23 protein-coding genes are annotated in these 26626 nt (G+C 43.3%); 2 read left to right on the forward strand and 21 right to left on the reverse strand.

Annotation, left to right across the window (positions count from 1 at the left end; genetic code table 11):
* Positions 1 to 183 precede the first annotated feature (183 nt).
* The 14 genes from HMPREF1115_RS04615 to HMPREF1115_RS04680 form a co-directional block, all read right to left on the reverse strand.
* Entirely contained in the window at positions 184 to 1689 is a 1506-nt protein-coding gene (locus tag HMPREF1115_RS04615) for a zinc ABC transporter substrate-binding protein AdcA (protein WP_000736539.1), read from the reverse strand.
* Between the two features lie 9 nt (positions 1690 to 1698).
* Positions 1699 to 2505: a metal ABC transporter permease gene (locus HMPREF1115_RS04620; protein ID WP_000950027.1), complete on the reverse strand. Its 807-nt coding sequence runs from the start codon at positions 2503 to 2505 to the stop codon at positions 1699 to 1701.
* The gene (locus HMPREF1115_RS04625; protein ID WP_001269483.1) at positions 2498 to 3202 is read right to left on the reverse strand and encodes a metal ABC transporter ATP-binding protein; all 705 of its coding nucleotides are present in this window, start codon (positions 3200 to 3202) and stop codon (positions 2498 to 2500) included. Before HMPREF1115_RS04625 ends, HMPREF1115_RS04620 begins: the two co-directional genes overlap by 8 nt.
* Positions 3202 to 3642 (reverse strand): zinc-dependent transcriptional regulator AdcR, encoded by a 441-nt coding sequence (adcR, locus tag HMPREF1115_RS04630; protein WP_001249325.1) that lies wholly within the window; start codon positions 3640 to 3642, stop codon positions 3202 to 3204. Before adcR ends, HMPREF1115_RS04625 begins: the two co-directional genes overlap by 1 nt.
* A gap of 147 nt (positions 3643 to 3789) precedes the next feature.
* Positions 3790 to 5841, reverse strand: a complete 2052-nt coding sequence (nt5e, locus tag HMPREF1115_RS04635) for a cell surface ecto-5'-nucleotidase Nt5e (protein ID WP_001042695.1) — start codon at positions 5839 to 5841, stop codon at positions 3790 to 3792.
* Between the two features lie 157 nt (positions 5842 to 5998).
* Positions 5999 to 7267, reverse strand: coding sequence for a D-alanyl-lipoteichoic acid biosynthesis protein DltD (gene dltD / locus HMPREF1115_RS04640; RefSeq protein ID WP_000919847.1), 1269 nt, complete (start codon positions 7265 to 7267; stop codon positions 5999 to 6001).
* The gene (gene dltC / locus HMPREF1115_RS04645; RefSeq protein WP_000351969.1) at positions 7260 to 7499 is read right to left on the reverse strand and encodes a D-alanine--poly(phosphoribitol) ligase subunit DltC; all 240 of its coding nucleotides are present in this window, start codon (positions 7497 to 7499) and stop codon (positions 7260 to 7262) included. The genes dltD and dltC overlap by 8 nt, the downstream gene beginning before the upstream one ends.
* Positions 7500 to 7512: 13 nt before the next feature.
* Complete coding sequence (gene dltB, locus HMPREF1115_RS04650; RefSeq protein WP_000969713.1) at positions 7513 to 8757, reverse strand: D-alanyl-lipoteichoic acid biosynthesis protein DltB; 1245 nt, start codon at positions 8755 to 8757, stop codon at positions 7513 to 7515.
* Complete coding sequence (gene dltA, locus HMPREF1115_RS04655; RefSeq protein WP_002882089.1) at positions 8754 to 10304, reverse strand: D-alanine--poly(phosphoribitol) ligase subunit DltA; 1551 nt, start codon at positions 10302 to 10304, stop codon at positions 8754 to 8756. The genes dltB and dltA overlap by 4 nt, the downstream gene beginning before the upstream one ends.
* A gap of 20 nt (positions 10305 to 10324) precedes the next feature.
* The gene (locus HMPREF1115_RS04660; RefSeq protein WP_000730287.1) at positions 10325 to 10456 is read right to left on the reverse strand and encodes a teichoic acid D-Ala incorporation-associated protein DltX; all 132 of its coding nucleotides are present in this window, start codon (positions 10454 to 10456) and stop codon (positions 10325 to 10327) included.
* Between the two features lie 227 nt (positions 10457 to 10683).
* Entirely contained in the window at positions 10684 to 11388 is a 705-nt protein-coding gene (locus HMPREF1115_RS04665) for an MIP/aquaporin family protein (RefSeq protein WP_000975174.1), read from the reverse strand.
* Positions 11389 to 11457: 69 nt separating this feature from the next.
* On the reverse strand, positions 11458 to 13284 hold the full coding sequence (glpO, locus tag HMPREF1115_RS04670) for a type 1 glycerol-3-phosphate oxidase (protein WP_000395891.1): 1827 nt from the start codon (positions 13282 to 13284) through the stop codon (positions 11458 to 11460).
* Between the two features lie 51 nt (positions 13285 to 13335).
* A complete protein-coding gene (glpK, locus tag HMPREF1115_RS04675; protein ID WP_000076791.1) occupies positions 13336 to 14844 on the reverse strand; it encodes a glycerol kinase GlpK in 1509 nt (502 codons plus the stop codon).
* Positions 14845 to 15000: 156 nt separating this feature from the next.
* On the reverse strand, positions 15001 to 16428 hold the full coding sequence (locus tag HMPREF1115_RS04680; RefSeq protein WP_000280559.1) for a helix-turn-helix domain-containing protein: 1428 nt from the start codon (positions 16426 to 16428) through the stop codon (positions 15001 to 15003).
* Positions 16429 to 16592: 164 nt separating this feature from the next.
* Between HMPREF1115_RS04680 and hslO the strand changes: the two genes are divergently transcribed.
* Both hslO and dusB read left to right on the forward strand, forming a co-directional pair.
* On the forward strand, positions 16593 to 17465 hold the full coding sequence (gene hslO / locus HMPREF1115_RS04685) for an Hsp33 family molecular chaperone HslO (RefSeq protein ID WP_000357856.1): 873 nt from the start codon (positions 16593 to 16595) through the stop codon (positions 17463 to 17465).
* Positions 17452 to 18432, forward strand: a complete 981-nt coding sequence (gene dusB / locus HMPREF1115_RS04690) for a tRNA dihydrouridine synthase DusB (RefSeq protein ID WP_000183315.1) — start codon at positions 17452 to 17454, stop codon at positions 18430 to 18432. The genes hslO and dusB overlap by 14 nt, the downstream gene beginning before the upstream one ends.
* Before the next feature lie 65 nt (positions 18433 to 18497).
* Here dusB and HMPREF1115_RS04695 read toward each other — a convergent pair whose 3' ends face one another.
* The 7 genes from HMPREF1115_RS04695 to HMPREF1115_RS04725 all read right to left on the reverse strand — a co-directional run.
* A complete protein-coding gene (locus HMPREF1115_RS04695; protein ID WP_000730897.1) occupies positions 18498 to 19181 on the reverse strand; it encodes a hypothetical protein in 684 nt (227 codons plus the stop codon).
* Between the two features lie 292 nt (positions 19182 to 19473).
* Positions 19474 to 20247, reverse strand: a complete 774-nt coding sequence (locus HMPREF1115_RS04700) for an NUDIX domain-containing protein (protein ID WP_000785842.1) — start codon at positions 20245 to 20247, stop codon at positions 19474 to 19476.
* Between the two features lies 1 nt (position 20248).
* Positions 20249 to 21028, reverse strand: coding sequence for a nicotinamide riboside transporter PnuC (pnuC, locus tag HMPREF1115_RS04705; protein ID WP_000860152.1), 780 nt, complete (start codon positions 21026 to 21028; stop codon positions 20249 to 20251).
* A 9-nt stretch (positions 21029 to 21037) separates the two neighbouring features.
* Complete coding sequence (locus tag HMPREF1115_RS04710; protein ID WP_000730561.1) at positions 21038 to 22096, reverse strand: AAA family ATPase; 1059 nt, start codon at positions 22094 to 22096, stop codon at positions 21038 to 21040.
* A 145-nt stretch (positions 22097 to 22241) separates the two neighbouring features.
* Complete coding sequence (locus tag HMPREF1115_RS04715) at positions 22242 to 24674, reverse strand: ATP-dependent Clp protease ATP-binding subunit (protein WP_001109660.1); 2433 nt, start codon at positions 24672 to 24674, stop codon at positions 22242 to 22244.
* Between the two features lies 1 nt (position 24675).
* A complete protein-coding gene (locus HMPREF1115_RS04720) occupies positions 24676 to 25134 on the reverse strand; it encodes a CtsR family transcriptional regulator (RefSeq protein WP_001211258.1) in 459 nt (152 codons plus the stop codon).
* A 171-nt stretch (positions 25135 to 25305) separates the two neighbouring features.
* Positions 25306 to 26626: Spy0128 family protein (locus tag HMPREF1115_RS04725; RefSeq protein WP_000430833.1), on the reverse strand; the 1321-nt coding region annotated here is incomplete at its 5' end.

Below are 26626 nucleotides of genomic sequence, written 5' to 3' on the forward strand. Positions count from 1 at the left end.
CCCCTGAAAAGATTCTATAATTTGTACAATCGTAGCTTTTGCATTCGCCAGCAAGTGAGAATCAGCCAGTAGAAAATGACCTTTTTATCACATTGTGAACAGCACAACTGTGGTACTATAATACCTAACAACCTAATCATTTCCAGTAAAAAATCCCGCAGATTTGCGGGATTCTCTCTTGCATCAATGCGCCAACATTTCTTGGGCGATTTCTTGGCCAGATAGGTTATCTGGGTAGTAGGTTGGCCAGTTATCCATCTCTTCAAAGAGGGCTTCTTGGCTAGTACCTCCAAAGAAGATATGGAAATGTTCTGCCTTGACTGGGGCGATATTGTGGTCACTAAACTGAACGTACTTGAACTGTCCAGCGTCCGCATCTGTTGCTTCAAAGAGGAAGCGCACGCCACGATTGCCTTTCTTATAAGTCAAGATTTTCTTGCCGACATACTTATAGGTGAATTTCTTGCTTTGGCCACCTTGAACAAATTCCATAGTGTTGTCCGTGATGTTGATTTTGGTCACATCTGTCTGATAGCCTTTTCTATAGTAGGCCTTGTACTCATCCTTGGTCATCTTGCCAGTCAACTTAGCCTTGTAGTCAAAGACTTGATCAAAAGTTCCATCCTCAAGGAAAGGATAGACCGACTGCCAGTTGCCAACATAGTCACTCAAGGTACGATCTTTGACTTCTGCATCCTCAAAGTAACCATTGTGAACTGTCTTGGTGTTTTCTTCCTTCTCTGGCTCGATTTCTGGTCCTTCTTGGTCCGTTGTTTGTTTCAAAGCCTTGAGGTTTTTCTCCATCACGGAGATATAGTCCTCACCAGCCTTGGTTGCTTCTTCTGTCAGACTTTCTAGCGGATTGAGCACATCTAGTTTGACACCTGTTTCTTTTGAAAGTGTATTGGCGAGGGCTTGTGAGGCATTTTCTTCAAAGTAGATATAAGAAATCTTGTTTTTCTTGATATACTCGGTCAATTCTGCCAAACGTGCTGCTGATGGTTCTGCATCTGGTGAGAGACCTGAGATGGATACTTGCTTGAGACCGTAGTCCAAGGCAAGGTAGTTAAAGGCAGCGTGCTGGGTCACAAAGCTCTTTTGTTTGGCTTGAGACAAGCCATCTGTGTAGGCCTTATCCAATGCTTGCAATTTTTCAATATAGGCAGCTGCATTCTTCTCAAAAGTCTCTTTTTTATCAGGATAATCTGCTGACAAGCTGTCACGGATATGCTCTACCAGTTTGATGGCGCGTGCTGGTGAAAGCCAAACATGGGGATCGTAGTCGTGATGGTGACCCTCACCGTCATGATCATGCCCTTCCTCTTCTTCCTCACCACCTGGCAAGAGGAGCATATCACCTGTCGCCTTGATGATTTTCACCTTTTTCTTATCCAAGGATTCTAGCAATTTAGGAACCCATGTTTCCATATTTTCATTTTCATAGACAAAGGTATCTGCGTCTTGGATTTTGGCAACTGCCTTGGCAGACGGTTCGTATTCATGAGGTTCTGTACCAGCACCGATGAGGAGTTCTACATTAGCAGTATCTCCTGCGACTTGCTTGGTAAATTCGTAGACAGGGTAAAAGGTTGTCACGATATTTAGCTTCCCATCTGCCTGTTTTTGATTGGAACAAGCCACTAAAAACAAGGCACATAGACTAGCTAGTAGTAAGCTCAGTTTTTTCATTTCATTCTCCTATTTGATAAAACGTTTCAATAGACTGACTAACAAAAAGACAGCTACAAAGATAATGGTGATACTAGCGCTGGCAGGTGTTTCCGCATAGTAGGAAATATAAAGTCCTGCCACCATTCCCAAAAAACCAATAGCGCTGGCTAGTAACATAACGGATTTAAAGTTTTTCCCCAGACGAAGGGCAATACTAGCCGGCAAGACCATAATAGTCGACACCAGAAGAGCTCCTGCTGCAGGAATCATAAGGGCAATCGCCACCCCTGTCACCATGTTAAAGAGGATAGACATGGTACGAACTGGCAAGCCATCCACAAAGGCCGTGTCCTCATCAAAAGTCAGGATGTACATGGGACGTAAGAATAAGAAAGTCAAGAGCAAAACGACCGCAGCAATGGCAAAGAGGAATAGCACCTGCTCCTGGCTAATGGTCACAATAGACCCAAAGAGGTATTGGTCCAAACTCATTGAACTCGAACTTTTCCCCTTACTCATCACGATAAGAGACACTGCAAGTCCTGTTGACATGAGGATGGCAGTCCCGATTTCCATAAAGTTCTTATAGACTGTCCGGAGATACTCTAGAAAGACCGCAGCGATTAAGACAATAGCGATGGTTGAAATAGTTGGAGAAATCCCCAAAACCAGACCAAAGGCTACTCCTGATAGAGAAACGTGACTGAGGGTATCGCTCATGAGACTCTGACGACGTAAGATAAGGAAAGTCCCAAGAACCGGAGAAAAGAGACTCATGGCAATGACCGCCAAGAAGGCACGCTGCATGAAGTCATAAGATAACAAACTAAGCATGTTCCACCTCCTGGTCGCTTTCATGAACGTTGAAACAACGCCATGGCGAGTCTTGATTGCGCACTAGATGGATATTGCGATCCGCATAGTCCTTGACCTCCTCAGGGTCATGGGTAATCATCAAAACAGCCTTGCCATGATGGTGGGCACTGTGGTGCATGAGCTCGTAAAATTCATTTTTGCTTCCCGCATCCATCCCTGTCGTCGGCTCATCCAAGACAAAAATATCTGGGTCAGAAGCAAACATCCGAGCAATAACTGCTCGTTGCTTTTGTCCTCCCGAGAGGGAACCAATCCGTTTATCACGGTGTTCCCACATACCAACTGAGTCTAGACTAGCCTTGATATGCTCCTCATCGTGGGCATTCAAACGACGGAACCAGCCCTTTCGCGGATAACGACCCGACTTGACAAATTCATAAACCGTACTTGGAAAGCCAGCATTAAAACTGGCAATCTGCTGGGGAAGATAAGCTATCCTAAGCTTTTTACCATGAGTATTTGTTTTTGAGATTGTTACCTTGCCAAATCTTGGCTGCAAGATGCCTAGACTAGCCTTGATCAGCGTCGTCTTGGCAGCTCCATTTTCACCAGTCAGGGTAACAAACTCCCCACTATCAACACTGTAGTTGATATGCTCGAGGACAGGTTCTTTGTCATAATAGAAAGATAAGTCCTCTACTGTAATATACCTCATTATTTGATTTCTCCTACTAAAGCAGTTAAAAACCGCTGGATGACTTCTTGTTCATTTGGAGTAAACTGATTTGCTACTTGTTCATAGGCTGAGAGCGTGTGCTCATGGTGGTGATGATGCTCCGCCGCTACTGGTCGAGCTAGCTCTGTCAGTTGATAAAAGATCACACGCGCATCCTTTGGATCTCTGGATGTCTCTAACATACCCTCTTTGACTAAAGACTTGATAGCCTTGGTCACTGCCGCCTGACTGACATTGAGACGACGAGCCAACTCCGAGTTGGTTAAGGATTCTTCTGACAAGAGCATGAGGATGTGTTCCTGAGTATTGGTCAAGGCTACGTCACTTGTGCAATGCCCAATCAGAATTTCATGCTGGTTCTCAGATCTCAAGATCACCTCGTTTAAAAAGTTATCGATTTCCTGTGCAAGCTGTCTCATGTGTTACTCCTTCCCAAGCTATCTTTTCGTAAAAAACATAGATAGCCGCCGATTCTTTACTGGTTAATTATATCATAAACCAAAAAAGAGTCAAGGGAAAAAGGCGTAAAAACGTTTCCCTAGACTCTTCTAGATGTGAAATTTAACCTATTTTAGCTTTGGTTTTCGGCTCGATAAGATACCTGCCAAACCAGCTACCATTCCCATCAAGAGCAAGAAGATGGATTGTTCACTTCCTGTATTTGGGAGAGCTTTTTCTGAGACAACTGCCTTCTTGCTAAATTGACCTGCCACCTCATAAGTCAATGGCACATTTGTAGTCGCATCGTTAGCAGGCGCATTCGTTTGAGGCGTTTCTACTGGTAGACTAAAGTTTTTAGAATCCACAGAAATCGTCCGTGAGTTCGGATTGATCTTTTCATACTGGGTCAAATCAGCGGTTTTCAGATACTCTTCAAAGGCTGCATCCATAGAAGGACCTTCTTCTCGCGCACCACCTAACATCGTATAGCCATCGCCACCTGCAGCTAGGAAATCATTGGTTGCAAGATAGTAGGTTTTTGCGAGGTCTAGAAGATCATAACGACCAGTCGTGCGGTTTTTGACCTGGATGGCCAAGACACGTTTGCCTGATGGTAGGTTGGTATCATAGTAGACCTTCACACCTGAAACTTGCAAGAAACCACCACTTGGCTCCAACAATGGTTGCCCGTTCTCATCCAAGACCTTCTTGCCATCCTTATCGACCTGCAAGATAGATCCGAGTGATTTTTCAAACATATCCAAAACTTGTTGCCCCGTCACTTGGATTTGTGAGATGGTATTTCCAAATGGAAGAACGGCAATGACATTTCCTTTAGTGATCGGTTTGCCTTTTGCAATAGTTTCACGCAAGCCACCGCCATTTGTCACAGCGATGTCAGTCGGATGGCTAAATCCTGTTTGACCATACTGATAGAGAGAGTCCGCTACGACATTTCCGAGGTTAGTTTCACGAACCCGAACATTTTCACGATCTCCATTGAGTTCTACAGGGCTGTTTGAAACGACTTCAACAGCATTTTCAGCATCGTATTTTTGTTTAATGTCTTTGACTAGTTTTTCAACTGTTGGATTAGCTGGTAATTTTTTAGCATCAGTAGCCGGAATCTGAGTTGGATTGCCCAAAAGCTGACGTGATTTGTAGGTGATTTTCCCTACATTATGAAGGTAGCTTCCTGTCTGGTTATAGGTAACATTATCTCCATAGGTTGTTGATTCTACTGTATGAGAGTGACCATCGATTACTGTTACGCGTTTTCCTTTCAAACGAGGGTTTTTAGACAAGGCTTCTGCCAAAGTTGAGCCACGCCATTCGACTGGAGTTGTAGTATCAATACCCAAGTGAGCCAGTACGACATAGTGTTTGTAGTCCTTACCTTCTGCACGAGCCTTAGCTTGAACTTCTTCGATGACCTTATTCACCTCGGAGATTGGATCTGTAAAGGTTACCCCTTTGACATTTTTAGGGTGAGTTTTGGTAGCTGTTTCAGGTGTTGTCACGCCGATTACAACAAACTCATCACCTTCCACAGTCTTATCTTTATCAACGATTGTAGAAGCTTCAAAGAGACGGGCGCCATTGACGTAGGTATTTGAGCTAAGTAATGGGAATTTCAAGATTTCCTTGTATTTTTTAGCTTCGTCTAAACCAAAGTCAAACTCATGGTTTCCTACTGCCATGGCATCATACTGCATCTTATTGAGAATTTCGGCGCGTGCTTCACCCTTTGTAGAGTTGGAAATCGGTAAACCTTGGAAAGCGTCTCCCGCATCTACGACGAGAGTCGTTTGATTTGATTTCGTGCGTTCCTGCTCGATGACAGTCGCTAACTTAGCATCTCCAATAACTCCCTTTTCCTCTACGATACGACCGTGGACATCATTGGTGTGTAAGATAACAGTGTCCTTTTCTTCGCTTTTAGGAGATTCAGCAGGAGCTGACGGAGCTTCTGCTGGTGCATCTGCTTCTGAAGTTGCCGAAGTTTCCGGTACCGCAGGGCTCTCAACAGGAGCTGGAGTCGCCGACGTAGCTGGAGTCGCTACGACAGCTGAACTTTCTGCAGGGGCAGTTGCTTCTTCAGCATAGACTTGTCCAGCTAAGAAGGCTGGAGCTAACAGGGCTGTCGACAAGACAGGTAACAAAGAACGTTTGTTCATTTTAAAATCCCTTTCTTTTCTTCTTTTCTTCTTTTCTTCTTTTCTATTACATTATACGCTATTTCTGAAAAAATTTAAACTTTTGACCTATTTCTCTCTCAAATATTCGCTATTTAACAAAAAAACTTGAACCAAAAAGTTCAAGTTTTTTCTTAATCTATTGAAAATCTTTGATCTTTCCATCATAGGTCGCCCAGTCCTTGCTGAAGAAGCGGTCATTCATTTTATAGTCTGGAGCTGGGGTCGGATCCGTTAAGAAGGGATTGACAACCTTATCAAAAGCTAGCCAACCCAACCAACCAATGTGAATCGTATCCTTGACAAAGTAGGGATCTCCACCTTTTTTAGAAAAGTCAGCAATGTTGGTGAAACCTTGACTTTCTAACTGGTAACGAATTTTTTCAACAGCATGTTGGTACATTTCCTCGCTGAGCCCTGTATGGGTCATCCATTTTTTATTGACAGGCTGGATCACAAAAAGGACATTGACCTTTGATTTGGCAAATTGATTGAGAACCAACTGCAAATCATTGTATTCAGACGACTTGAGGAAATTGTAATTTTTTTGATAGCCCTTATACTTCTCGAGGTAGTCTTTCACCTGGGTCTTATAAAATTGATTTTCAATTCCCATATCGTTGTTATTGGTATTGGCTTCTGCATCCTTTCGAGCAATTTTTTCTAACTCCTCATAAGAAAATTGATCCGGAAGATCTTTTAAATAGTTCTCCACATGTTCCTTGTACTTGAGTTTTCCTCGAATGGAAAATTGTCCAAATAGCGAAGCCTGACGCTCATTAAAACGTGCAAAAGCCTTGATAATAGCATGATCAACCTCTGATAATTCCTCACCCTTTGACAGCTTCTCAACGATGCCCTTCATAGAGACTCCTGGATTTTGCTTTAAGAGACGTTTAGCCGCATGTTTGGCTCCTATATCTCCCGATTGATTTTCTAGAAAGGCTGTCAACTGATCGTTGTTAAAGTAGTTTTGGAAAAAGGCTGGCTCATAGTCCTCCTCTGTAAACCACTGAGGGGAAATGACAAATACCGCCTGTTTTTCCTCGATTTCTGGTAAGATTTGCTGCATACCGAAATACTGATTGAGAGAGGCCGCTCCTGCTTGTCCCAAAAAGTAGGGCCGGTAGGGGCGACTATATTTCTCCGCCAAGACCGCAGGATGCATGCTATCAAAACGAATCCACTCACTTGAGCCAAAAAAGGGAATAAAGCGCATATTGGGTTCCGTAAAGGCTCTTACTTTTTGGCTTCTCTCTTTAAAGCTCTCCGAACTAATCGCTGCAGCAGAATATTTTTCTTCAGTCAAATTATGACTCGGATTGTTTGGATAGAAAAAGATCAGTAAGAAAACAAGAAAACTAGCAAGAAGCAAAGGGCCAAAGATTAACCACAAACGCTTAAGCATTCTGCAACTCCGTAATACCTGCTACGATTTTATTAGCCGTATTCCAGTCATCACGACCGAACTCCGTCACTGGGACACGAATGTCAAAACGATTTTCAATCTCAACAATCAATTCAACCGTTCCCATGCTATCCAAGACACCTGCATCAAAGAGGTCCTCATCCATCATGTCAGAAACATCTTCCATAAACAACTCATCAATAATTTCGATAACTTCTGATTTGATATCCATATTTTATTTCCTTTTATTTTTTAAACCACAAATCATTCAAGAATCCAGAAAAGATCAAGAATGAAAACATGACGACATGGAAGGTGACAACCATGCCAAGCAACTGAATCCAGCGATTCTCAGGTAAAGCAGCCTTCCCAGCTTTTTTGCGTTCTTTATTGAGTGCTTTTTTCTTGCGAACCCAAGCGTCATTGATGACCAGTCCAATCCCATGAAAGAGTCCGTAGGCGATGTAGTACCAGGTCACTCCGTGCCAAAATCCCATAATCAACATATTTACAATATAGGCGACACTTGAAGTCACATTGCGATTCTTAAAGACCTTCTTTCTAGTCAACACCATGACCATCCGCATAAAGACAAAGTCACGGAACCAAAAAGACAGGCTCATGTGCCAACGATTCCAAAATTCCTTTAAATCCCTTGATAAAAAAGGCTTGTTGAAGTTTATAGGACTACGAATCCCCATTAAGTTTGAAATGGCTAAGGCAAACATAGAGTAGCCTGCAAAATCAAAGAACAATTCCAAACCAAAGGTGTACATGACCGCTAGGGCATAATGGTTAAAGAAGCCACCAGTCTGCAGGGCCAAGTTCTTTAAAGGAGGTAGCAAAATCTCTCCTAGAATATGGGCCAAGATAAACTTATATAGAAAGCCAAGCATGATATACTTGACAGCCTCTTCCAGCATATCCATCAACTCATCCCGCTCAGGAATAGTCTGATAATTTTCATTGAAGCGTTTAAAACGATCAATGGGACCACTTGAGAAGGTCGGCATAAAGAGAAGAAAACGGAGAAATTCCCACAAGGTGAAATCCCTAATCACCCCATCTCTCAGCTCGATGATCATCCCAACAGAACGAAAAGTCAAGTATGAGATTCCCAAAAAGCCAAGCAAGGACTGGGGAGCATGAATAGAAGGAGCTACTTTCACAAAGATAATTGGCAATAAAGATAAAAAGCTAACCAGATAAAACACCCACTGACTATCCCGCTTTTTCCTGTACCTTTTGTAGAAAAAAACAAGTAGTAACTGCCAAACGACATAAAGGAGGAGAGCACTGATTTGATCCGTCTTCCCACCTGTCAACATGGCTAGGATAAAGAAAAGACTAACAAGCACCTCGTACAAGGCAAAACGTTTCTTGAAAAAGAGGCCGATAAAGATGGGCAAGGTCGCACCGATGATGTATAGAAAATACTGTGGATTCCCATAAGGTTCCAAATGAGGAAACTGTTTGAAAAATTCCATCATCGGCTGTTTACCTCGTTAATCAAGCCCTTGATGTCAATCTTACCATTAGGAGTCAGCGGTAAGCTGTCTCGGTATAGGAATTTAGACGGCATCATATAGGACATCATGATATCAGCCAAGTCTCCCTTGATAGCCTTGGTTATATCGATATCCCGTTCAAACTGCTCATGAACACCATCTTTTAAGATGACATAGGCCAGTAAATTTTGTACCTTGTGATCCTTGTTATAGCGTGGGACAGCAACAGCTGATTCTATAAAGCGAGACTTATTAAGATTTTGCGAAACATCTTCAAGCTCAATACGATAACCATTAAACTTAATCTGGAAGTCCATCCGTCCACCGTAGAGAAGCAAGCCCTCATCTGTCATAGTTCCTACATCCCCTGTGTGGTAGGCCGGCAGACCTTCGAATTCAAAGAAAGCTTCTGCTGTTTTTTCAGGATTATTCATATAACCTTTTGAAACAGCTGGCCCAGAAACGATGATTTCTCCCTGTTCACCATTTGGAACTTTCTTCCCTTCCTCATCAATGATAAAGGTTGGAGAATCCGCCTTGGTATAGCCGATTGGTAGGCGTTTGAGAGTCTTCAACATTTCGTCTGTTACGGCAACTGCTGATAGGGCTACTGTCGCTTCTGTTGGTCCGTAGGCATTGATAATACGAGCATTTGGGAATCGCTCGCGCAGTTTTTGAGCTGTTTTGACCGTCAATTCTTCACCATCAAAGTAGAAATGCGTGATTCCTGGCATTTTCTCACTATTAAAGTCTTCTGACAACATGGCCATATCTGCAAAGGAAGGCGTCGAGGTCCAGATAGCGATTGGCAAGGAAAAGATGGTCGCAAAGAGTTTTTTGAAGTCCTGAGTAATGGCTGAAGGAAGAGCGAAAAGCGTGCCACCAAGTGCCAAGGTCGGTGCCCAGTACATGACAGATAGGTCAAAAGAGTAGGGTGGTTGGGCCAGCATTTGTGGACGACTTGGTGTCGCAAATTCCTTATCTGTAATCATCCAGTTGGTAAAGCTGAGGAGATTGTCATGGGAAATCTGCACTCCCTTAGGCTTACCGGTCGTACCAGAAGTAAAGATAATGTAGTAGTTGTCATCTCCCTTGACTGGATGGGTCATCTCGTAGCTGGAAGCTTGAGCAAAAGCTTCATGGACTTGCTTTAAATTCAGCATCGGTGTGCTAGTTTGCTCTAATGGAAAATCTGAGATAGCAATAATCAAACTTGGCTCTGCAACTTCTACGATAGCAGAAACTCGTTCCAAGGCCGAATGGCTGTCAATTGGAATGTAGGCATGACCTGACTTAGTTAGCGCTACAAAGGTAGCCAACATCTCATATTCCTGACCACCAAAAACGACGACTGGAGATTTCTCAGGCAAGCCTAGTTGGTCGATAGCTGCAGCCAAACTATCCGAATCAGCCTTCAGATCACCATAAGTATGCTCTTGCCCCAAAACATTGTAAACTGGATAACTGGCTTGTGTCTGAGCAAAGTGCTCAATCGTTTCAATCATATCAACTATGGATTTATTTGACACAATAGGTTTTCTCCTTTGAGTTAAAATTCGTTATAGATAAAGCCACCTTGCCCCTGTCCAAGGTAACTAAAAAAATAAAGCAAACCAAGCAAAATAACGAAATACAGAAATGTTTGAACACAAAAAATATAAAATGTTCTCTTTTTTTTCATATTCGACTTCTTTTTTTGTAAATTTTCAGAAAAGCTATGCAAATCAGCAATTACTGCCTTATCTTCCTAACATTTTACCACTTTATCAACCTTTTTTTCAACTGTTTACCATAACTTAAAAATTGATTTTAGCTTATTTTAAGATAAGTTAAAATATTAATGTTTTGGCCATCAAAAAAGAGCCTGAGATTTCCATCTCAAACTCTGTTGCCAATCACTCTTTTATCTTAGAAAAGTGAAAATACGAGAACTGCTAGGGACGCTCCGAGGATAGGTCCTACAACAGGAATCCAAGCATAAGACCAGTCTCCGTCTCCCTTGTTTGGAATTGGTAAGATGCTGTGCATGATGCGAGGTCCAAGGTCACGAGCTGGGTTCAAGGCATAACCCGTTGTCCCACCTAGTGAAAGACCGATACCGACAATCAACGTTCCCACTGCAAAGGTCCCTAATCCTGCCTGAAGGTCATAGAGTCCCAAGGCAAAGATTGTCAAGAGCAAAACAAAGGTGCCAAGGATTTCGCTAACCAAGTTGGATACTGTGTTCTTGATGGCAGGGCCAGTACTGAAGGTTGCTAGGATATTTCCTGCGTTTTCTTCTGCCTCATAATGTGGTTTGAATTGCAACCAAACCAAAATCTGAGCCACCATCGCTCCTGCGAATTGGGCTAGGATATATGGGAAAACAGAACCCCAAGAGAGCGTTCCTTTTAAGGCCATAGCAAACGTCACAGCTGGATTTAGGTGGGCTGGACTGAGCGTGCCAGATACAAAGGCCGCAACGGCTACAGCAATTCCCCATCCCATAGTAATCACAATCCATCCTGAATTGTTGCTCTTGGTTTTAGGAAGAACCACACCTGCTACAACACCATTTCCTAGGAGGATAAGGATTAAAGTCCCCAAAAATTCTCCAAATAATTCTTTCATCATATCTTTGTCTCCATTTAAAAGAAGGGGCGAGCGACAAGGAATGCTACCCTCCCTCTCTTCTAGTTTTTCTTAATTTTTTAGTTCTGCCAAATCGTTTTGAGCAAGAGCTGCTTCGACATCCGCACGGTAGGCTGCTTTTTCTTCTTCTGACCAATCATAGAATCGTCCCATTTCATCCAGAACTGGCTCCACAATGCTATCCAAACTATCACGCATAAAGAGCATGTGGTTGGTACGGCGAAGGAGGAAGTCAACTGGGCTCAGAGCCAACTCATTGCGCATTGCATAGTGAAGGGACAAGGTATCTGCCAAGCTGAGTCCTGGCGCTTGTTCCAAGCTGTGAGCAAGGGCAAAGACCTTCGGTGCATTTGAACCGTAAAGATTTGCCAGATAGTGAGCTTCCTTGCTATCCAAACCACGTGAAACTCCAAGTTGAGCAAAGGCTTCAATTTCTGAGTCCACATTTGCTGGGTTCAATTCTCCACCTGAAACAGGGTAAGTCTTCGAGTTGATGAGTTTAAAGCTACGGTCAAATTCTGCTTTGAGGATATCAACCACGCGCTCCATAGCTCCTTCAGCCATCTTACGGTAGTCTGTGATTTTACCACCAGCAAGGGTCAAAAGGCCATTGTCATCACGATCCAAGCTCGAACCACGAGAAACTGCAGATGGATCCAAATGTTTCTCGGATGTACTGCTTTCAAGCTTGCTGACAGCAGACTCAACATCTTCACGCGTTTTTTCTTTCGAGAGATAAGCTTCGACAGTCGCAATCAAGCTATTGAAGCTCTCATCGCTAATGGTTCCGTTATTTCCTCCATTGTAGTCAGAAGCGCTATTGCCTGCAATCAATGGACGAAGACCAGCCCAGCTGCTTTCGATATCATCAATGGTAATGTTTGCTTCTGGGAAGCGGTTGTTGACAATACCAAGTAGGTAATCTACATCTTCCTGCGTCACCTTTGGATGTTCCAAATCGCCTGTGTAGTCTGTATCCGTTGTACCAAAGTAAGTCTTGTTTTCACGTGGGAGAACAAAGACCATACGACCGTCACCCAAACCTGTGTCAAAGTAAACTGGCTGTGAAACCTTGATCTTGCTGGAATCCACTACCAAGTGAACTCCCTTAGTTGGACGCATTTGTGAGAATTGGGTTCCCTTATTTGACAAATTACGTACCTTGTCGCTCCAAGGACCTGTCGTGTTGATAACCAGACGAGCCTTGATTTCAAAGACTTGGTCTGTCAACAAATCACGAGCTACAACACCTGTAATCTTGCCACTTTCGTCAAAGAGGAAGCCTTCTGCCTTAACGTGGTTGGCAATGAGAGCACCGTCTTGGTTGGCACGTTTGATATTTTCAATCACGAGACGCGCATCGTTGTTACGGAAGTCAAGATAAATCCCACCTCCTACCAAACCTTCTTTCTTCAAGTTTGGCTGGCGTTCCAAGACTTCTTCCTTGCTCAAGACCTTGTTAGCAGCTGGTGTATTGCTAACACCTGCCAAAAGGTCGTACAAGTCCATGGCTACTTTGAGACGGAAAAGGCTAAAGGTCGCTCCATCCTCATCGTAAACTGGCAAGAGCATTGGATCTGGTTTTGGAATATGTGGAGCGATTTGTTGGACTACTGCACGTTCAGAAACTGTATCTGACACTACTTCCACGTCGAATTGTTTGAGATAACGCAGACCTCCGTGGACCAATTTTGTTGAACGGCTTGATGTTCCTTCTGCGAAGTCCTGCATTTCAATCAAACCAGTGTCAAGACCACTGGCTGCCGCCTGCAAGGCTACACCAGCTCCTGTAATCCCTCCACCGATAATCAAAAGGTCCAGGGTGCGTTCCTGCATTTTTTTAATTGATAATTCACGTGTTTTCTTTGAAAATTCCATATTTACACACTTTCTAACTGAGTCGATTTATTCTCCCAGTATTAGTTGTTATTAGTCATCGATTTCCGCAAAGACTTGCGTTGCTTTCACAGCCTTCTTCCAGCCCTTGTAGAGTTGTTCCTTGCGCGATTCGTTCATGGATGGCTCAAAGAGTTCTCCTGTCTCGTTCAAGAGTTTCAACTCGTCCAAATCCTTCCAGTAACCCACTGCCAAACCAGCTAGGAAAGCCGCACCTAAGGCAGTTGTTTCCAAGTTTTTAGCGCGTGCGATATCAATTCCCAAGATGTCAGCCTGGAACTGCATGAGGAAGTTGTTCATAGCTGCACCGCCGTCGACTTTGAGGACTTGAATAGCAGTCTGAGCATCCACTTGCATGGTGTCGATGATGTCACGTACTTGATAAGCGATAGATTGCAAAGTTGCCTTGATAAAGTCTTCTTTGCTTGTTCCACGAGTTAAGCCAAAGACCGAACCACGAGCATTTTGGTTCCAGTATGGAGCCCCTAGACCTGTAAAGGCAGGTACGACATAAACTTCGTCATTGTTGTGAGAATTGAGAGCATATTTTTCGGACTCTGGTGAGTTTTCCACCATGCGAAGTCCATCACGAAGCCACTGAATGGCACTTCCTGCGATAAAGATAGAACCTTCCAAGGCATAGTAAACCTTGTCGTTGATTCCGTAACCAATCGTTGTCAAAAGGTTGTTTTCAGACAACTGCATCTCTTCACCAGTGTTCATAATGATGAAAGAACCTGTTCCATAAGTATTCTTGACCATACCAGGTTCAAAGGCCAACTGACCGAAGAGGGCTGCCTGTTGGTCCCCAGCCATACCTGAAATTGGCACTTCTCCACCGTAGAAATGGAATGGAGCAGTCTTGCCGTAGATTTCAGAGTTAGAACGAACTTCTGGGAGCATGGCCTTCGGAATGTTGAGGATTTCCAAAATCTCATCATCCCATTTAAGATCCTTGATGTTATAGAGCATGGTACGAGCTGCGTTTGAGTAGTCAGTTACGTGAGCTGCACCGTCAGTCAATTTCCAAACCAACCAAGTATCGATAGTACCAAAGAGCAATTCACCCTTTTCTGCTCGCTCTTGAGCGCCTTCTACATGGTCTAAAATCCAACGAACCTTGGTAGCAGAGAAGTAAGCATCGATGATCAAACCCGTCTTTTCATGGAATTTTTCCACATAACCTTGATTTTTCAGTTGTTCAGCTAGAGGAGCAGTTTGGCGTGATTGCCAAACGATAGCATTATAGATAGGGAGCCCTGTTTTCTTATCCCAGACGACAGTTGTTTCACGTTGGTTGGTAATCCCGATTGCCTCGATTTGGCTTGGTTTCACACCACTTTCGATGAAAGCACCCGCAATAACTGACTGAACAGAGTTCCAAATTTCATTGGCATTGTGCTCAACCCAACCTGCTTGAGGGAAAATCTGAGTGAACTCTTTTTGACTAGAGCTGACCTTTTCTCCTTTTTTGTTAAAAATGATGGCGCGAGAACTAGTAGTTCCTTGGTCAATAGCCATGATGTATTTTTCTTGTGACATGTGCTGTCCTCCTGATAAAATCTTGAGGGGGTTCCTCTTTACAGTAACTAGTATACAAAATAAAGCGCTTTCTTGTTTATCAATTTTTTTAAAATTTTAAAAAAAAGTGAGGAGATTGTGCGAATTTCACAAAAAAGACCTGAAAACTCAGGCCTTTTAAGCAAAGAGCATCTGACGAATCTTCGCCAAATCTTCCATATCCAAATCATTTTTTAAATAATAGACCGGAGTCTGTTCTTTCTTATGAATGGGGTTGTTGGTAACCAATAAATCATAATGTCGACTGGGGTCATAGGCTTCAATAGCAATAAAACGATTGTATTCCAAATATCGTTTTAAAAGGGCCGACATTCTCGAAAAAACAAGGAAGCCTGCTGTTAGATCTAGCCCTATTCTCAGATGTTTTCCTATATTTTCTGCCATATACTCCATCAACTGAAGCCATTCCCAGAGGATTTTCTTATCCAAATCCGTCCCCTGATGAAAGGCTGGCAAGGTGGCAAAAATTTTCTGAGCAATATTTCGAAAGTCATGCTCCATCAGCAAATAAGGGTGCCGATGCTCAATCTGATACTTGTAGCGATCTTGCAAGATATAGCCCTTGTAGAGATAAACTTGACCACAAAGCTGACTCAGTTCATAGGTGACATGGTCCTCTGTATAGTCCCCCAGCAACTCCTCCTTCTTCATTTCTTGAATCAATTGCGTCAACAAATCGGCTAATTGCCCTCCAAAACCAAGAATATACTCCATAGTATGAAGGGGCAAAATGCGATGAGAAAGGAGGAAAGAGAAGAAAATCATCATCTCCCCATCCTCAGTTCCTAGAGGAATGTGCTGGCCACCAAAAAAAGAAGGAGTCTTTCTAAGCAAACGAAGATAGAAAATATTGTCAAAATACCCTCGCATTTTTTCTTCTATGACTTGAAACTGACAGGCGTTAACCCGAAGGCGCTGTTGACTGATATGATTCCAGAGAACCAAGTCCAATTTCTGACCCGAAGACAAGCTAGAACCGCAGATTTCTTCTAGGGTAGCAATATCCTGCTTTCTCTCCGCTTTCTGCATATGACTTTCCCACTCCTGACTGGACCAGACCTTGCGGAAAAGGCAGAAATAAAAGTAACGAATCTGATGCTCTGGACCTCGCCAACGACCATTTTGGATGGATAAGTCAAACTCTGACAAAATATGATTTAGACTAGCTAAGTGACGACCAAGCGTGGCCTCGCTAATCATCAATTCTTGAGCCAGTTGATGGGCTAGGAACTGTTGGTGATAGAGAAGGTAAACCAAAATTTGGTACTTAATGGCATTATCTAGAAACAAGCTCCGAATCTCTCTCCCCTTGGTAGCTGCACCAATCGACAAACGCAGATTTTCATCTTCCAAGTGGATGGTCAGCTCTAGTCCTCTTTCCAAGGCATTTTCGTTAATCAGAGAGATATACTTGGTTAAGGTCGCCTTTGAAAATCCTGTTTCTTCCATGGCTTTCTTGACTGTTGTCTGCGAATCTTGTAATAGAAAGGAAAGGACTAAAAATTGACCAGATTCGGCTTTTTCCATCAAATCACCTAAATACATTTGTTACCCCTTTCATTTTCTCCTACAAGCATAGCATAAATCTTTCAAATGCGGAAATAATCTGTTTTTCATTTTATTTTAAAGCTAATTTCCTCGTCATTATTCCTCAGAAACAGCAAACACACGACTCCCCCTTTAGGCATTTTTATGCTAAAATAGTAGCTATGGATAAAATTATTAAAACTATATCAGAAAGCGGAGCCTTTCGTGCTTTTGTTCTTGACAGCACGGAAACCGTCCGCACTGCTCAAGAAAAACATCAAACTCAAGCCAGTTCAACTGTCGCACTTGGTCGTACCCTTATCGCTAGCCAAATTCTCGCAGCCAATGAAAAAGGAAATACCAAGCTAACGGTTAAAGTTCTTGGAACTAGCTCTCTCGGCGCCATCATCACAGTTGCAGATACTAAGGGAAACGTCAAAGGCTATGTGCAAAATCCTGGCGTTGACATCAAAAAGACCGCAACAGGTGAAGTCCTAGTCGGACCTTTTGTCGGAAACGGTCAATTCCTCGTTATCACAGACTACGGTACTGGAAATCCCTACAACTCCATGACTCCCCTCATCTCTGGGGAAATCGGTGAAGACTTGGCCTATTACCTGACAGAAAGTCAACAAACCCCTTCAGCTGTGGGGCTTAATGTCCTTTTAGACGAAGACGACAAGGTCAAAGTTGCTGGAGGTTTTCTTCTCCAAGTCTTGCCAGGAGCCAAGGAAGAAGAGATTGCTCGCTTTGAAAAACGCATCCAAGAAATGCCAGCTATCTCAACCCTTCTGGAAAGCGACGACCATATCGAAGCTCTCCTCAAGGCTATCTATGGTGACGAATCCTACAAACGCCTATCTGAAGAAGAAATCCGTTTCCAATGTGACTGCAGCAAAGACCGTTTTATGAACGCTCTTGCCAGCCTTCCAAATTCAGACCTTGAGGAAATGAAAGAGGAAGACCATGAGGCAGAAATTACTTGTCAATTCTGCCAAACAACTTATAACTTTGATGAAAACGACCTGGAGGAACTCATTCATGACAAATCTTAATACACCCTTTATGATTGGCAATGTTGAGATTCCCAATCGTACTGTTTTAGCACCCATGGCTGGTGTCACCAACTCAGCCTTTCGTACCATCGCAAAAGAGCTTGGGGCTGGACTCGTTGTAATGGAAATGGTCTCTGACAAGGGAATCCAATACAACAACGAAAAAACTCTTCATATGCTTCATATCGATGAAGGCGAAAACCCAGTCTCTATCCAACTTTTTGGTAGTGATGAAGACAGCCTCGCTCGCGCAGCAGAATTCATCCAAGAAAACACTAAGACCGATATCGTCGATATCAACATGGGCTGCCCAGTTAACAAAATCGTGAAAAACGAAGCTGGCGCTATGTGGCTCAAGGATCCAGACAAGATCTACTCTATCATCAACAAGGTCCAATCTGTCCTTGATATCCCCCTCACCGTCAAAATGCGTACGGGATGGTCTGATCCATCCCTAGCCGTGGAGAATGCCCTAGCTGCTGAGGCTGCAGGTGTCTCTGCTCTCGCTATGCATGGCCGCACCCGCGAACAAATGTATACAGGCCACGCTGACCTTGAGACCTTGCACGACGTAGCCCAAGCCCTGACAAAGATTCCATTTATCGCCAACGGTGACATTCGTACGGTCCAAGAAGCCAAACAGCGTATCGAAGAAGTCGGTGCTGACGCTGTCATGATTGGTCGCGCAGCCATGGGAAACCCCTATCTCTTCAACCAGATCAACCACTACTTTGAAACAGGAGAAATTCTCCCTGACTTGACATTTGAAGACAAGATGAAAATCGCCTACGAACATTTGAAACGCTTGATTAACCTCAAAGGAGAAAACGTAGCCGTTCGTGAATTCCGCGGCCTCGCTCCTCACTACCTCCGGGGGACATCTGGCGCTGCTAAACTTCGTGGAGCCATTTCACAAGCTAGCACCCTAGCAGAGATTGAAGCCCTCTTGCAATTAGACAAAGCATAATACACAAAAAACCGTAACTCGCTTGGAGTTTACGGTTTTTTTATCCTAGGAAATCCTAGATACTATTATTGAATCAAGGCAACACTCGAAACTTTACCATCCGCACCTGTTGTAATTTGGATGATTTTTCCTCCACCGATTTTGGCATTATACTTGCCATCATCAAGAGTGTAAGAGTAGCCTCTGATAGAATAGTTTTCTTTCTTTCCATCTGCAGTTTCTACTGTGAATTGGCCCCCTGATGAAACCGTAATAGTTTCGCCATTTGCTCCCTTCCAGTTGCCTGCAGCTGCTGAGAAATCACCATCGACCATGGTTAAAACACCCTTGTAGCGTTTGTTGTGTTCGGCTTGCTTGTCTTGAAGTTGGCGGTCAGTTGTTGGATCATAGCCTGACTGGTTAGACTGGGCTTGAGAACCTTGCTGAGTTGAAGGTGCCTGAGATGGGGCTTGTTGACTAGGAGCTGCTTGTTCTTGTCTTGATTCAGGTGCTGGTTTCGCTTGTGACTGATCTGCCGTTGTAGAAGACTGACCAGAAGATGCCTGAGCCTTTTCAGATGAAGCTGAGCTTGAAGATTTTTGAGTCTTACTTTCTTTGCTAGAAGAAGCTGCTTTAGAACTTGATGATTGACTTGTTTTTGCAGAGCTACTGGTTTGAGTGGATTCGTTTTTATTTCCACAAGCTCCCAGTAGCAAGGTAGAAGCCAATACAGTCGCTGCCATCAATTTGATATAGGTTTTCTTTTTCATTTTTCTACTCCTTTGTAACATTTTTGAAACGTTAAGAAATCTTTTTGTAATATAATTGTAACATTGAGCTTTGAATCTGTCAACTATTTAGAGAAACTATTTTAAAAAATTTCTCTCTACTATCTCCATTCGTAATCGAAACGAAAAAATAGAAAATTTCCTAGATTAGAGTCATTTTTTACCCCTACTTTTATAATCGCTTGCATTGTTCTAAAATAAAAACAGTCGCAACAACAAGGTAACTTAATAAGGGCAAACAAAGAGGTCGGGATTTTGGTCCCGACCTCACTTTTTATTTCAATCGATAGGTTTTTCTTGGTTTCTTTTTAGGTACTCGTTTGAGTCCAGCTTCTTCTACGTATTCACCGTATTTTACGAGAAAGTTATTGCTGACGATTGGGCGACCGGGGTTGATGAGATTGACTAGTTCAGTTCCTTCGTAAACAGTGAACTCCTCCTCCAACAGATAAAGGAAGGTCGGATTCCAGTCGAGACGGCCTTGGATTCGTTTGATGGATTCTTGGATAATGGCATAATGGTCAAAGGCGAAGGCTTGCTCCTCCAGCTCCACTCCATCTAGGTAGCATTTGCCTGTCTGAAAATCGACATCTACGAAAACGACATCCTTGGCATCGTCACCTGCCTGAACGAGGTCCAAGGCACGACTAGGTAGGTACACCAAGTGGGCAATGGTCACTGTCCAGCCCCGTGGATCACGACCGGGGGTCGATACCGTCATCAATTGCTCGATTTTCTCCAAAGGTAGACCGAGATTGACTTCTTCTCTCACCTCGCGCTGACAGGCATGTGCAGCATCTTCTCCCTTGTCCATAAAGCCTCCAACCAAAGCCAAACAGTTTTGATAAGGGTGAGCCTTGCGACGGATTAGCAGGAGCTTGATCTTTCCTTCGACAAAGCAGTAGGCTACCATATCCACTGTCACACTTGGTTTTTCATATTGAGGGAGTTCCTGCTTGTAGTACCAGTCTAAAAACTCCTCCTGACTGGCATGGATTTCATAATATTCTTTTTCCGTCATCCCGGCTGGAATCTTTGTGTCTGCCATCTTATGCCTCCTTTCGAACTGCCTTGGTCCATTGGTACCATCCCACTAGACTATTGAGTGTGTAAACCCAGTACATCCCTTGGATGTGGATATTTTCACCCCACCAGAGATAAATACTAAAGAGATTGGTTGCAATCCAGAAAATCCATTGCTCACGGTAGAGACGTGTCATCAAGAGCTGACCAACACCATTAGTCGCATCGGTTACACTATCACGGAAAGGGCGAGCACTATGGATACTTTGATAAGCCAAGCCCATACCAATCCAGATAATGGCAGTCAAGGCCAAGTACTTGAGCCAGTCAAGAACAGATAATTTCTTAGCTTCAAAGTGGGATTCTTCTGGTTTTCCTTGGTCATTGATACGATTGGACAGCCAAGCATAGAGACCAATCGGCTGCATGACAAAGAAGTAAACAGTCGTCAAGACTTCGCCATAAAAAGTCGCATTCATGGCTAAAATCAAATAGATAGCCGAGTTAATAGCCCCAAAGAGATAATTGCTTGCACGACCTTCTGCTACCAAGATAACACAGACAATCCCAGTCCAGGATGCAAACAAGCTCAGCCAGTCATGACTTTCCGTATTTTGTGTGAATTCCAAGATCAAGGGAACACTCGACAAGGCGATGAGATACAACCACTGGAAAAGACTACGGCCGACAAATAGATCTTTCCAGAGCAAACGCATGGTTCCTACAAAACCGATTTTGCGGGCTTCTGCATGGACATTTTTAAAATTTTCGATAAATTGTGTGATTTTTTTAGTTACTGTTTTCATAATTTTCTCCTAATCTGCTTGGTAAATGGCATCAATAGCCACTTTTGCTGCTTCATAATTGCCTAGATAATCCTCCGCTAGATAAACTAAAGGAATGGTCGTTAAGTATCTCTCCCTCATCTGGTCCAAATGCTGGGAAAAACTGTGACGAATACGGTCTTCTGCCATGGTCATATCTCTAAACCCGTCATTGACATAGGAGCCGACAGGTTGCACAAAGAGAATCAAGTCCCATTTTTCCTTAGCCAAGATCGAAACAAAAAGATTGTCAAAGGTTTCTCCTGATAAGTCCCCTTGGTCCTCAGTCTCCATGTAATAATCATAGTAGCCCTTGGTTACTAAGGAGTTGGTGTCAGCTATTACTAAACCTCGATTGGCATTACTGTCAATTAACTTAGAGGTCTGGTCATACTGCCCTAAAAGGAGATAGTAGTAATCCTTTGGAGTCAATTCATCGTCGCGGACATTGTTTTTGATCTGGTACTCACGTGCGTATTCCAGGCTAACGGGCGCATCGTAATACCTTGCCAAATCCTTGGCTAGAGTAGTCTTCCCATTGCTGGCACTTCCCATAATCAACACTTTCTTAGTAAACTGACGACGGAAGGGCTGAGCAATATATTTCCAATATTTGCTTGGATTTTCTCGAATCATAGTCGCTGAGATTCCAAACTTTCTTTCTTGTAAGACAGTGCCAAATCCACGTTTAGATAGCTCTTGCTGGTATTCATCTTCTCCCACAAAAAAGATCAGTTCTTGATGGGCTTCATCGTAGGAAATCTCCGATAACATCTGGTCCAACCACTCCTGCCAGCCCATAGGGTAACGGGGAAGGTTGGTCTCATCCAGTTTGCAGACAGAGGTCAACTCATCGTCACGAAAAGCCTCTCTTATATAGCGAAATCTTTTTTGAAGACTTAAGCCTATCTGCTCCCCTCGGTCTCCCTCGTAGCCTGAAACGACTACCCAGACCTGATCACACTGGCGCTTCGCTCTCTGGATCAGGTCGATATGCCCTTGATGGAGAGGGGCAAAGGTCCCAAATACCACTGCTGTTTTCTTTTTCATAAACGTTTACCTTTTTATAATTTTTGATATTTTTATTTTTCTATGTTTTTATTATATACTATATTTTTATTTTGTCAATAGTTTTTTATCATTTTTTATAAAAAAGTAGCAAAAAAGAATCAGGATTGCTCCTGACTCTCCATTTTTAAGCAATATCAAATTTCAATTGTCCGGCTTTGACACCGATTTTGAGGGTTTTGCCTGCTACCAGTTCTCCCTTGAGAAGGAGTTCTGCTAGCTTGTCTTCCACTTCTGTTTGCAGGGTTCTGCGAAGTGGACGGGCTCCCATTTCTGGATCATATCCTTGACTAGCTAGCAACTTCAGGGCTGAAGCTTGCAGTTTCAAGTCGATGCCCTTCTCTGCCAGGCTAGCAATCAATGGTTTAACCATAATCTTGACAATTTCCTGCATGTGGTCGCTATCCAAACTGTGGAAGACCACCTTTTCATCAATACGGTTGATAAACTCTGGTCGATAAGCTTTTTTCAACTCTTCAAAGATTCGTTTTTCCATATTTTCCTGGTCAAAACGAATGTCCTTGGCCCCAAAGCCGACTGTCTTGTCATCACGAAGAGCCGTCGCACCAAGGTTTGACGTCATGATGATAATGGTATTTGAAAAATCAACCTTGCGTCCCTTGCTATCTGTCAAGACACCGTCGTCCAAGACTTGCAAGAGAACATTAAAGATATCTGGGTGGGCCTTCTCTACCTCATCAAAGAGGAGCACTGAGTAAGGTTTGTTGCGAACCTTCTCGGTCAACTCCCCACCTTCTTCGTAGCCCACATAGCCCGGAGGAGCTCCATTGAGACGGCTAGCCGCAAATTTCTCCATATATTCACTCATATCAAAGCGGATAAGGGCTGATTCGTCATCAAAGAGAACTTCTGCCAAAGCCTTGGCTAATTCGGTCTTACCGACACCCGTCGGTCCTAGGAACATAAAGGAACCAATTGGACGCTTGTGGCTGCGAATACCTGACTGATTGCGGCGAATAGCACGGCTAATACTTGAAACAGCTTGATCTTGGCCAATGACACGTTTGTGCAACTCCGCTTCCAAGTTCAGGTATTTCTTAGCATCTGTTTGCGTCAGCTTTTGGACTGGGATCCCTGACAAGCGGCTCAAGGTGGTCAGGATTTCAGATTCTGTTACCAAGTCTTTATAGACAGGCAATTCTTGTTCTTTTGCGATTAGCTGGCCTACTTGTTTCCACTTGCCATCCATCAAGGCCTTGTCAGCTGGACTCAAGTCGGATTCGTCTGCTTTCACATGCTTGGATTTGTTTTGCACTGTTGCTGCTGCCTCATCCAAGAGGTCGATAGCAGAGTCTGGCAAGTGACGACTGGTCAAGTAACGATGTGCCATCTTAACAGCTGTTTCGACAGCTTCATCTGTGATTTGCACACGATGGTGTTTCTCATAGGTAGCCTTCAAACCTTGCAAAATGGTCATGCTGTCAGCTAGACTTGGCTCTTCAATGGTCACTTTGGCAAAACGACGAGAAAGGGCCGCATCTTTTTCGATGTGTTTTTGGTATTCTTCCTGAGTGGTGGCACCAACCGTTCTCAAAGTTCCACGAGCCAAGGCTGGCTTTAAGATATTGGCCGCATCCAGCGTCGAATCAATACCACTACCAGAACCCATGATGGTGTGAAGTTCATCGATAAAGAGGATTACTTTGCCATCTTCCTCGATATCCTTGATGATATTGTTCATGCGCTCTTCAAAATCTCCACGGAAACGTGTCCCCGCAACAACATTCATCAAATCAAGCTCCAAAACGCGCATCTTGGCCATTTCCGCAGGTACATCCCCACTAGCAATACGCTGGGCAAGTCCAAGGGCCAGAGCTGTTTTCCCGACACCAGCATCTCCAACCAAGACCGGATTGTTCTTGGTCTTTCGACTCAAAATCTGAATCATACGTGAGATTTCCTTGTCACGACCGATAACTGGCTCTAACTTGCCAGAGCGCGCTTGCTCCGTCAGATCATGTGTGTAGTCCTCGAGACCACCGCTCGGATTCTGAGGCATGCCCATCATATTGGCCATGGAATTTTGCTTATCAGAAACTGTGCGATGGCGTTGACGCAAAGCCTTAAGGTCTTCTCTTGTCCAACCTGCACGTTCCTCTAAATTGCGACGAAGAGCAGCAATTCTGACCTGATCTTTCTGGTCTTCATAAGAAAAGCCTGCTCTCTCCAAGATGCGAGTTGCCAAAGCATTACCATCATGCAAAATCGCATAGAGGACATGCTCTGTCCCTAGCACCTTAGCATGGACCACTGAAGCCACATACTCTGCTTCTGCAAAGAGAAGCTCCAAACGATGGGAAAAGGGCAATTCCGTAAAGGTTTCGTCTTGGCTATAGTCCGTTTCAGTCAGTTCTAAAGCAACCTCTTCTAAACGATCCATCTCGTATGGATAATCATTTAGAGTCGCACCTGCCACACTGTAACTGTGATTGGACATGGCAATCAATAAATGCCAAGACTCTAGATAACGAGCTCCAAAATGGCCAGCAACCATGTAGGCACTCTCGATACATTCATTCAATGCTTTTGAATAGTTCATCTTACTTCTCTTTTCTATCTACCTCTTGTAATAGCTGTCGGAGCATATTGGCACGGACAACTGAGGATTCTTCCCCTAGGACACGATCAGTTGCTACAGAAGTCAGCAAGGTCATCTCCTGCTTGGTCATCAAGTCCTGCTCCACCAAAAGCTGGAGAATATCTTCATAAATCTCCTGACTAACTCGCTCACCAATCGAGTAAAGCAAATCGCGGAGCATCTCATGATGATTAGAAAACTCAATTCGTCCGATGCGAATGTAGCCTCCGCCACCACGCTTGCTCTCAACCAAGTAACCTCTGCTTTCAGTAAAACGTGTCTTGATGACATAGTTGATCTGACTAGGCACAACCTGAAAGGTATCAGCTAACTGGCTCCGTTGCAATTCCACGATACCAGACTGGTCTAAAATCGCCTTGATATAGGCTTCGATATGATCTGATGTATTTTTAAATCTCATAGTAAATCAAACTCCTTCTTTGAACCTTGACTATCTTTGACTATTATACCGAAATTTTTGATTTTTTTAAAGGAAAAGGGAACGAGTTGCGAAGATTATTATAAAATATCCAAAACAAAAAGATGGGACCGTAAAACGGTCACCATCATTTTGCTTTATTCAAAGTTAAGATTAGTCAACTTTTTTAGCACGGTATACAAGTCCTGCCAAAGCTGCAAGAACTAGACCAAGAATAGTAGAGAATGCTGTAAAGTCTGCTCCACCAGTGTTTGGCAAATCTCCCTTAGGCTGCTCACCCTTAGGATCTTCCTTAGGTTCTTCTTTTTTCGGTTCAGTATACGTGTTAGTGATTGTTGGGTTGTTACCTTCAACTGTTGTTACAAGTTGACCCGCACCATTATCTGTCACTGTTACTGTCACTTTGTAAGAATTCTCATCATATTTGATATTCTCATCGTCACCTTTTACTTCAGTAATAGTGTAAGTGTAGACACCTGCTTTTGCGAAATCAATTGCTTTGAAAGTAACAGTACCGTCTGCAGCATTTGTAACTGTTTCGATTACATTGTCACCTTCTTTAAGTTCAAACTTAAACTGACCTGCTGCAAGTTCTTTACCTTTACCGTTCAAGACTTTCTTAGCTGTGAAAGGTACTTGTGTTGAAGACGCAACATAAGTGTTTGTGAAGGTTGGGTTGTTGTCAGTTACAGTCGCAACAAGTTGGCCTGCACCGTTATCTGTAACGTTTACTGTTACATTGTGAGTAGATTTATCGTATGTCACACCTGCTTCGCTACCTGCTTTTTCAGAGATAGTGTAAGTGTGCTCACCTGCTGCTGCATACTTAATTGCTTCGAAAGCAACAGTACCGTCTGCAGCGTTTGTAGCTGTTCCAATTACTTTGTTACCTTCTTTAAGTTCAAACTCATATTTGCCTGCTTCAAGGGCTTTACCTTCTAAGACTTTCTTAGCGGTAATATTTACAGTTGTTGAAGCAGCTTTATAAGTGTTGGTGAAGGTTGGGTTGTTGTCAGTTACAGTCGCAACAAGTTGGCCTTGACCGTTATCTGTAACTGCTACCTTAACTTCGTGTTTAGCAGTGTCGTATGTCACACCTTTTTCACTACCTGCTTTTTCAGTGATAGTGTATGTGTGGTTGCCTGCTGCTGCGTACTTGATATCTTCGAAAGTAACAGTACCGTCTGCAGCGTTTGTAGCTGTTCCGATTACTTTGTCACCTTCTTTAAGTTCAAACTCATATTTACCAGCTTCTAGAGCTTTACCATTCAAGACTTTAGTAGCTGTGATAGTAGCACTTGTTGTAGCTGCTTTATAAGTGTTGGTGAAGGTTGGGTTGTTCTTAGTTGCAGTTGCAACAAGTTGACCTTGGCCGTTGTCTGTAACTTTTACTGTTACAGTGTGAATAGTTTTATCGTACTCTACACCTTTTTCGCTACCTGCTTTTTCAGAGATAGTGTAAGTGTGCTCGCCC

Source organism: Streptococcus oralis SK610 (assembly GCF_000257455.1).
GTDB lineage: Bacteria > Bacillota > Bacilli > Lactobacillales > Streptococcaceae > Streptococcus > Streptococcus oralis_CB.

What these genes read in the sequence shown, in the direction of transcription:
- HMPREF1115_RS04615 (WP_000736539.1), bottom strand. Translation starts at nt 1,689, where the DNA reads ATGAAAAAACTGAGCTTACTACTAGCTAGTCTATGTGCCTTGTTTTTA.
- HMPREF1115_RS04620 (WP_000950027.1), bottom strand. Translation starts at nt 2,505, where the DNA reads ATGCTTAGTTTGTTATCTTATGACTTCATGCAGCGTGCCTTCTTGGCG.
- HMPREF1115_RS04625 (WP_001269483.1), bottom strand. Translation starts at nt 3,202, where the DNA reads ATGAGGTATATTACAGTAGAGGACTTATCTTTCTATTATGACAAAGAA.
- adcR (WP_001249325.1), bottom strand. Translation starts at nt 3,642, where the DNA reads ATGAGACAGCTTGCACAGGAAATCGATAACTTTTTAAACGAGGTGATC.
- nt5e (WP_001042695.1), bottom strand. Translation starts at nt 5,841, where the DNA reads ATGAACAAACGTTCTTTGTTACCTGTCTTGTCGACAGCCCTGTTAGCT.
- dltD (WP_000919847.1), bottom strand. Translation starts at nt 7,267, where the DNA reads ATGCTTAAGCGTTTGTGGTTAATCTTTGGCCCTTTGCTTCTTGCTAGT.
- dltC (WP_000351969.1), bottom strand. Translation starts at nt 7,499, where the DNA reads ATGGATATCAAATCAGAAGTTATCGAAATTATTGATGAGTTGTTTATG.
- dltB (WP_000969713.1), bottom strand. Translation starts at nt 8,757, where the DNA reads ATGATGGAATTTTTCAAACAGTTTCCTCATTTGGAACCTTATGGGAAT.
- HMPREF1115_RS04660 (WP_000730287.1), bottom strand. Translation starts at nt 10,456, where the DNA reads ATGAAAAAAAAGAGAACATTTTATATTTTTTGTGTTCAAACATTTCTG.
- HMPREF1115_RS04665 (WP_000975174.1), bottom strand. Translation starts at nt 11,388, where the DNA reads ATGATGAAAGAATTATTTGGAGAATTTTTGGGGACTTTAATCCTTATC.
- glpO (WP_000395891.1), bottom strand. Translation starts at nt 13,284, where the DNA reads ATGGAATTTTCAAAGAAAACACGTGAATTATCAATTAAAAAAATGCAG.
- glpK (WP_000076791.1), bottom strand. Translation starts at nt 14,844, where the DNA reads ATGTCACAAGAAAAATACATCATGGCTATTGACCAAGGAACTACTAGT.
- HMPREF1115_RS04680 (WP_000280559.1), bottom strand. Translation starts at nt 16,428, where the DNA reads ATGTATTTAGGTGATTTGATGGAAAAAGCCGAATCTGGTCAATTTTTA.
- hslO (WP_000357856.1), top strand. Translation starts at nt 16,593, where the DNA reads ATGGATAAAATTATTAAAACTATATCAGAAAGCGGAGCCTTTCGTGCT.
- dusB (WP_000183315.1), top strand. Translation starts at nt 17,452, where the DNA reads ATGACAAATCTTAATACACCCTTTATGATTGGCAATGTTGAGATTCCC.
- HMPREF1115_RS04695 (WP_000730897.1), bottom strand. Translation starts at nt 19,181, where the DNA reads ATGAAAAAGAAAACCTATATCAAATTGATGGCAGCGACTGTATTGGCT.
- HMPREF1115_RS04700 (WP_000785842.1), bottom strand. Translation starts at nt 20,247, where the DNA reads ATGGCAGACACAAAGATTCCAGCCGGGATGACGGAAAAAGAATATTAT.
- pnuC (WP_000860152.1), bottom strand. Translation starts at nt 21,028, where the DNA reads ATGAAAACAGTAACTAAAAAAATCACACAATTTATCGAAAATTTTAAA.
- HMPREF1115_RS04710 (WP_000730561.1), bottom strand. Translation starts at nt 22,096, where the DNA reads ATGAAAAAGAAAACAGCAGTGGTATTTGGGACCTTTGCCCCTCTCCAT.
- HMPREF1115_RS04715 (WP_001109660.1), bottom strand. Translation starts at nt 24,674, where the DNA reads ATGAACTATTCAAAAGCATTGAATGAATGTATCGAGAGTGCCTACATG.
- HMPREF1115_RS04720 (WP_001211258.1), bottom strand. Translation starts at nt 25,134, where the DNA reads ATGAGATTTAAAAATACATCAGATCATATCGAAGCCTATATCAAGGCG.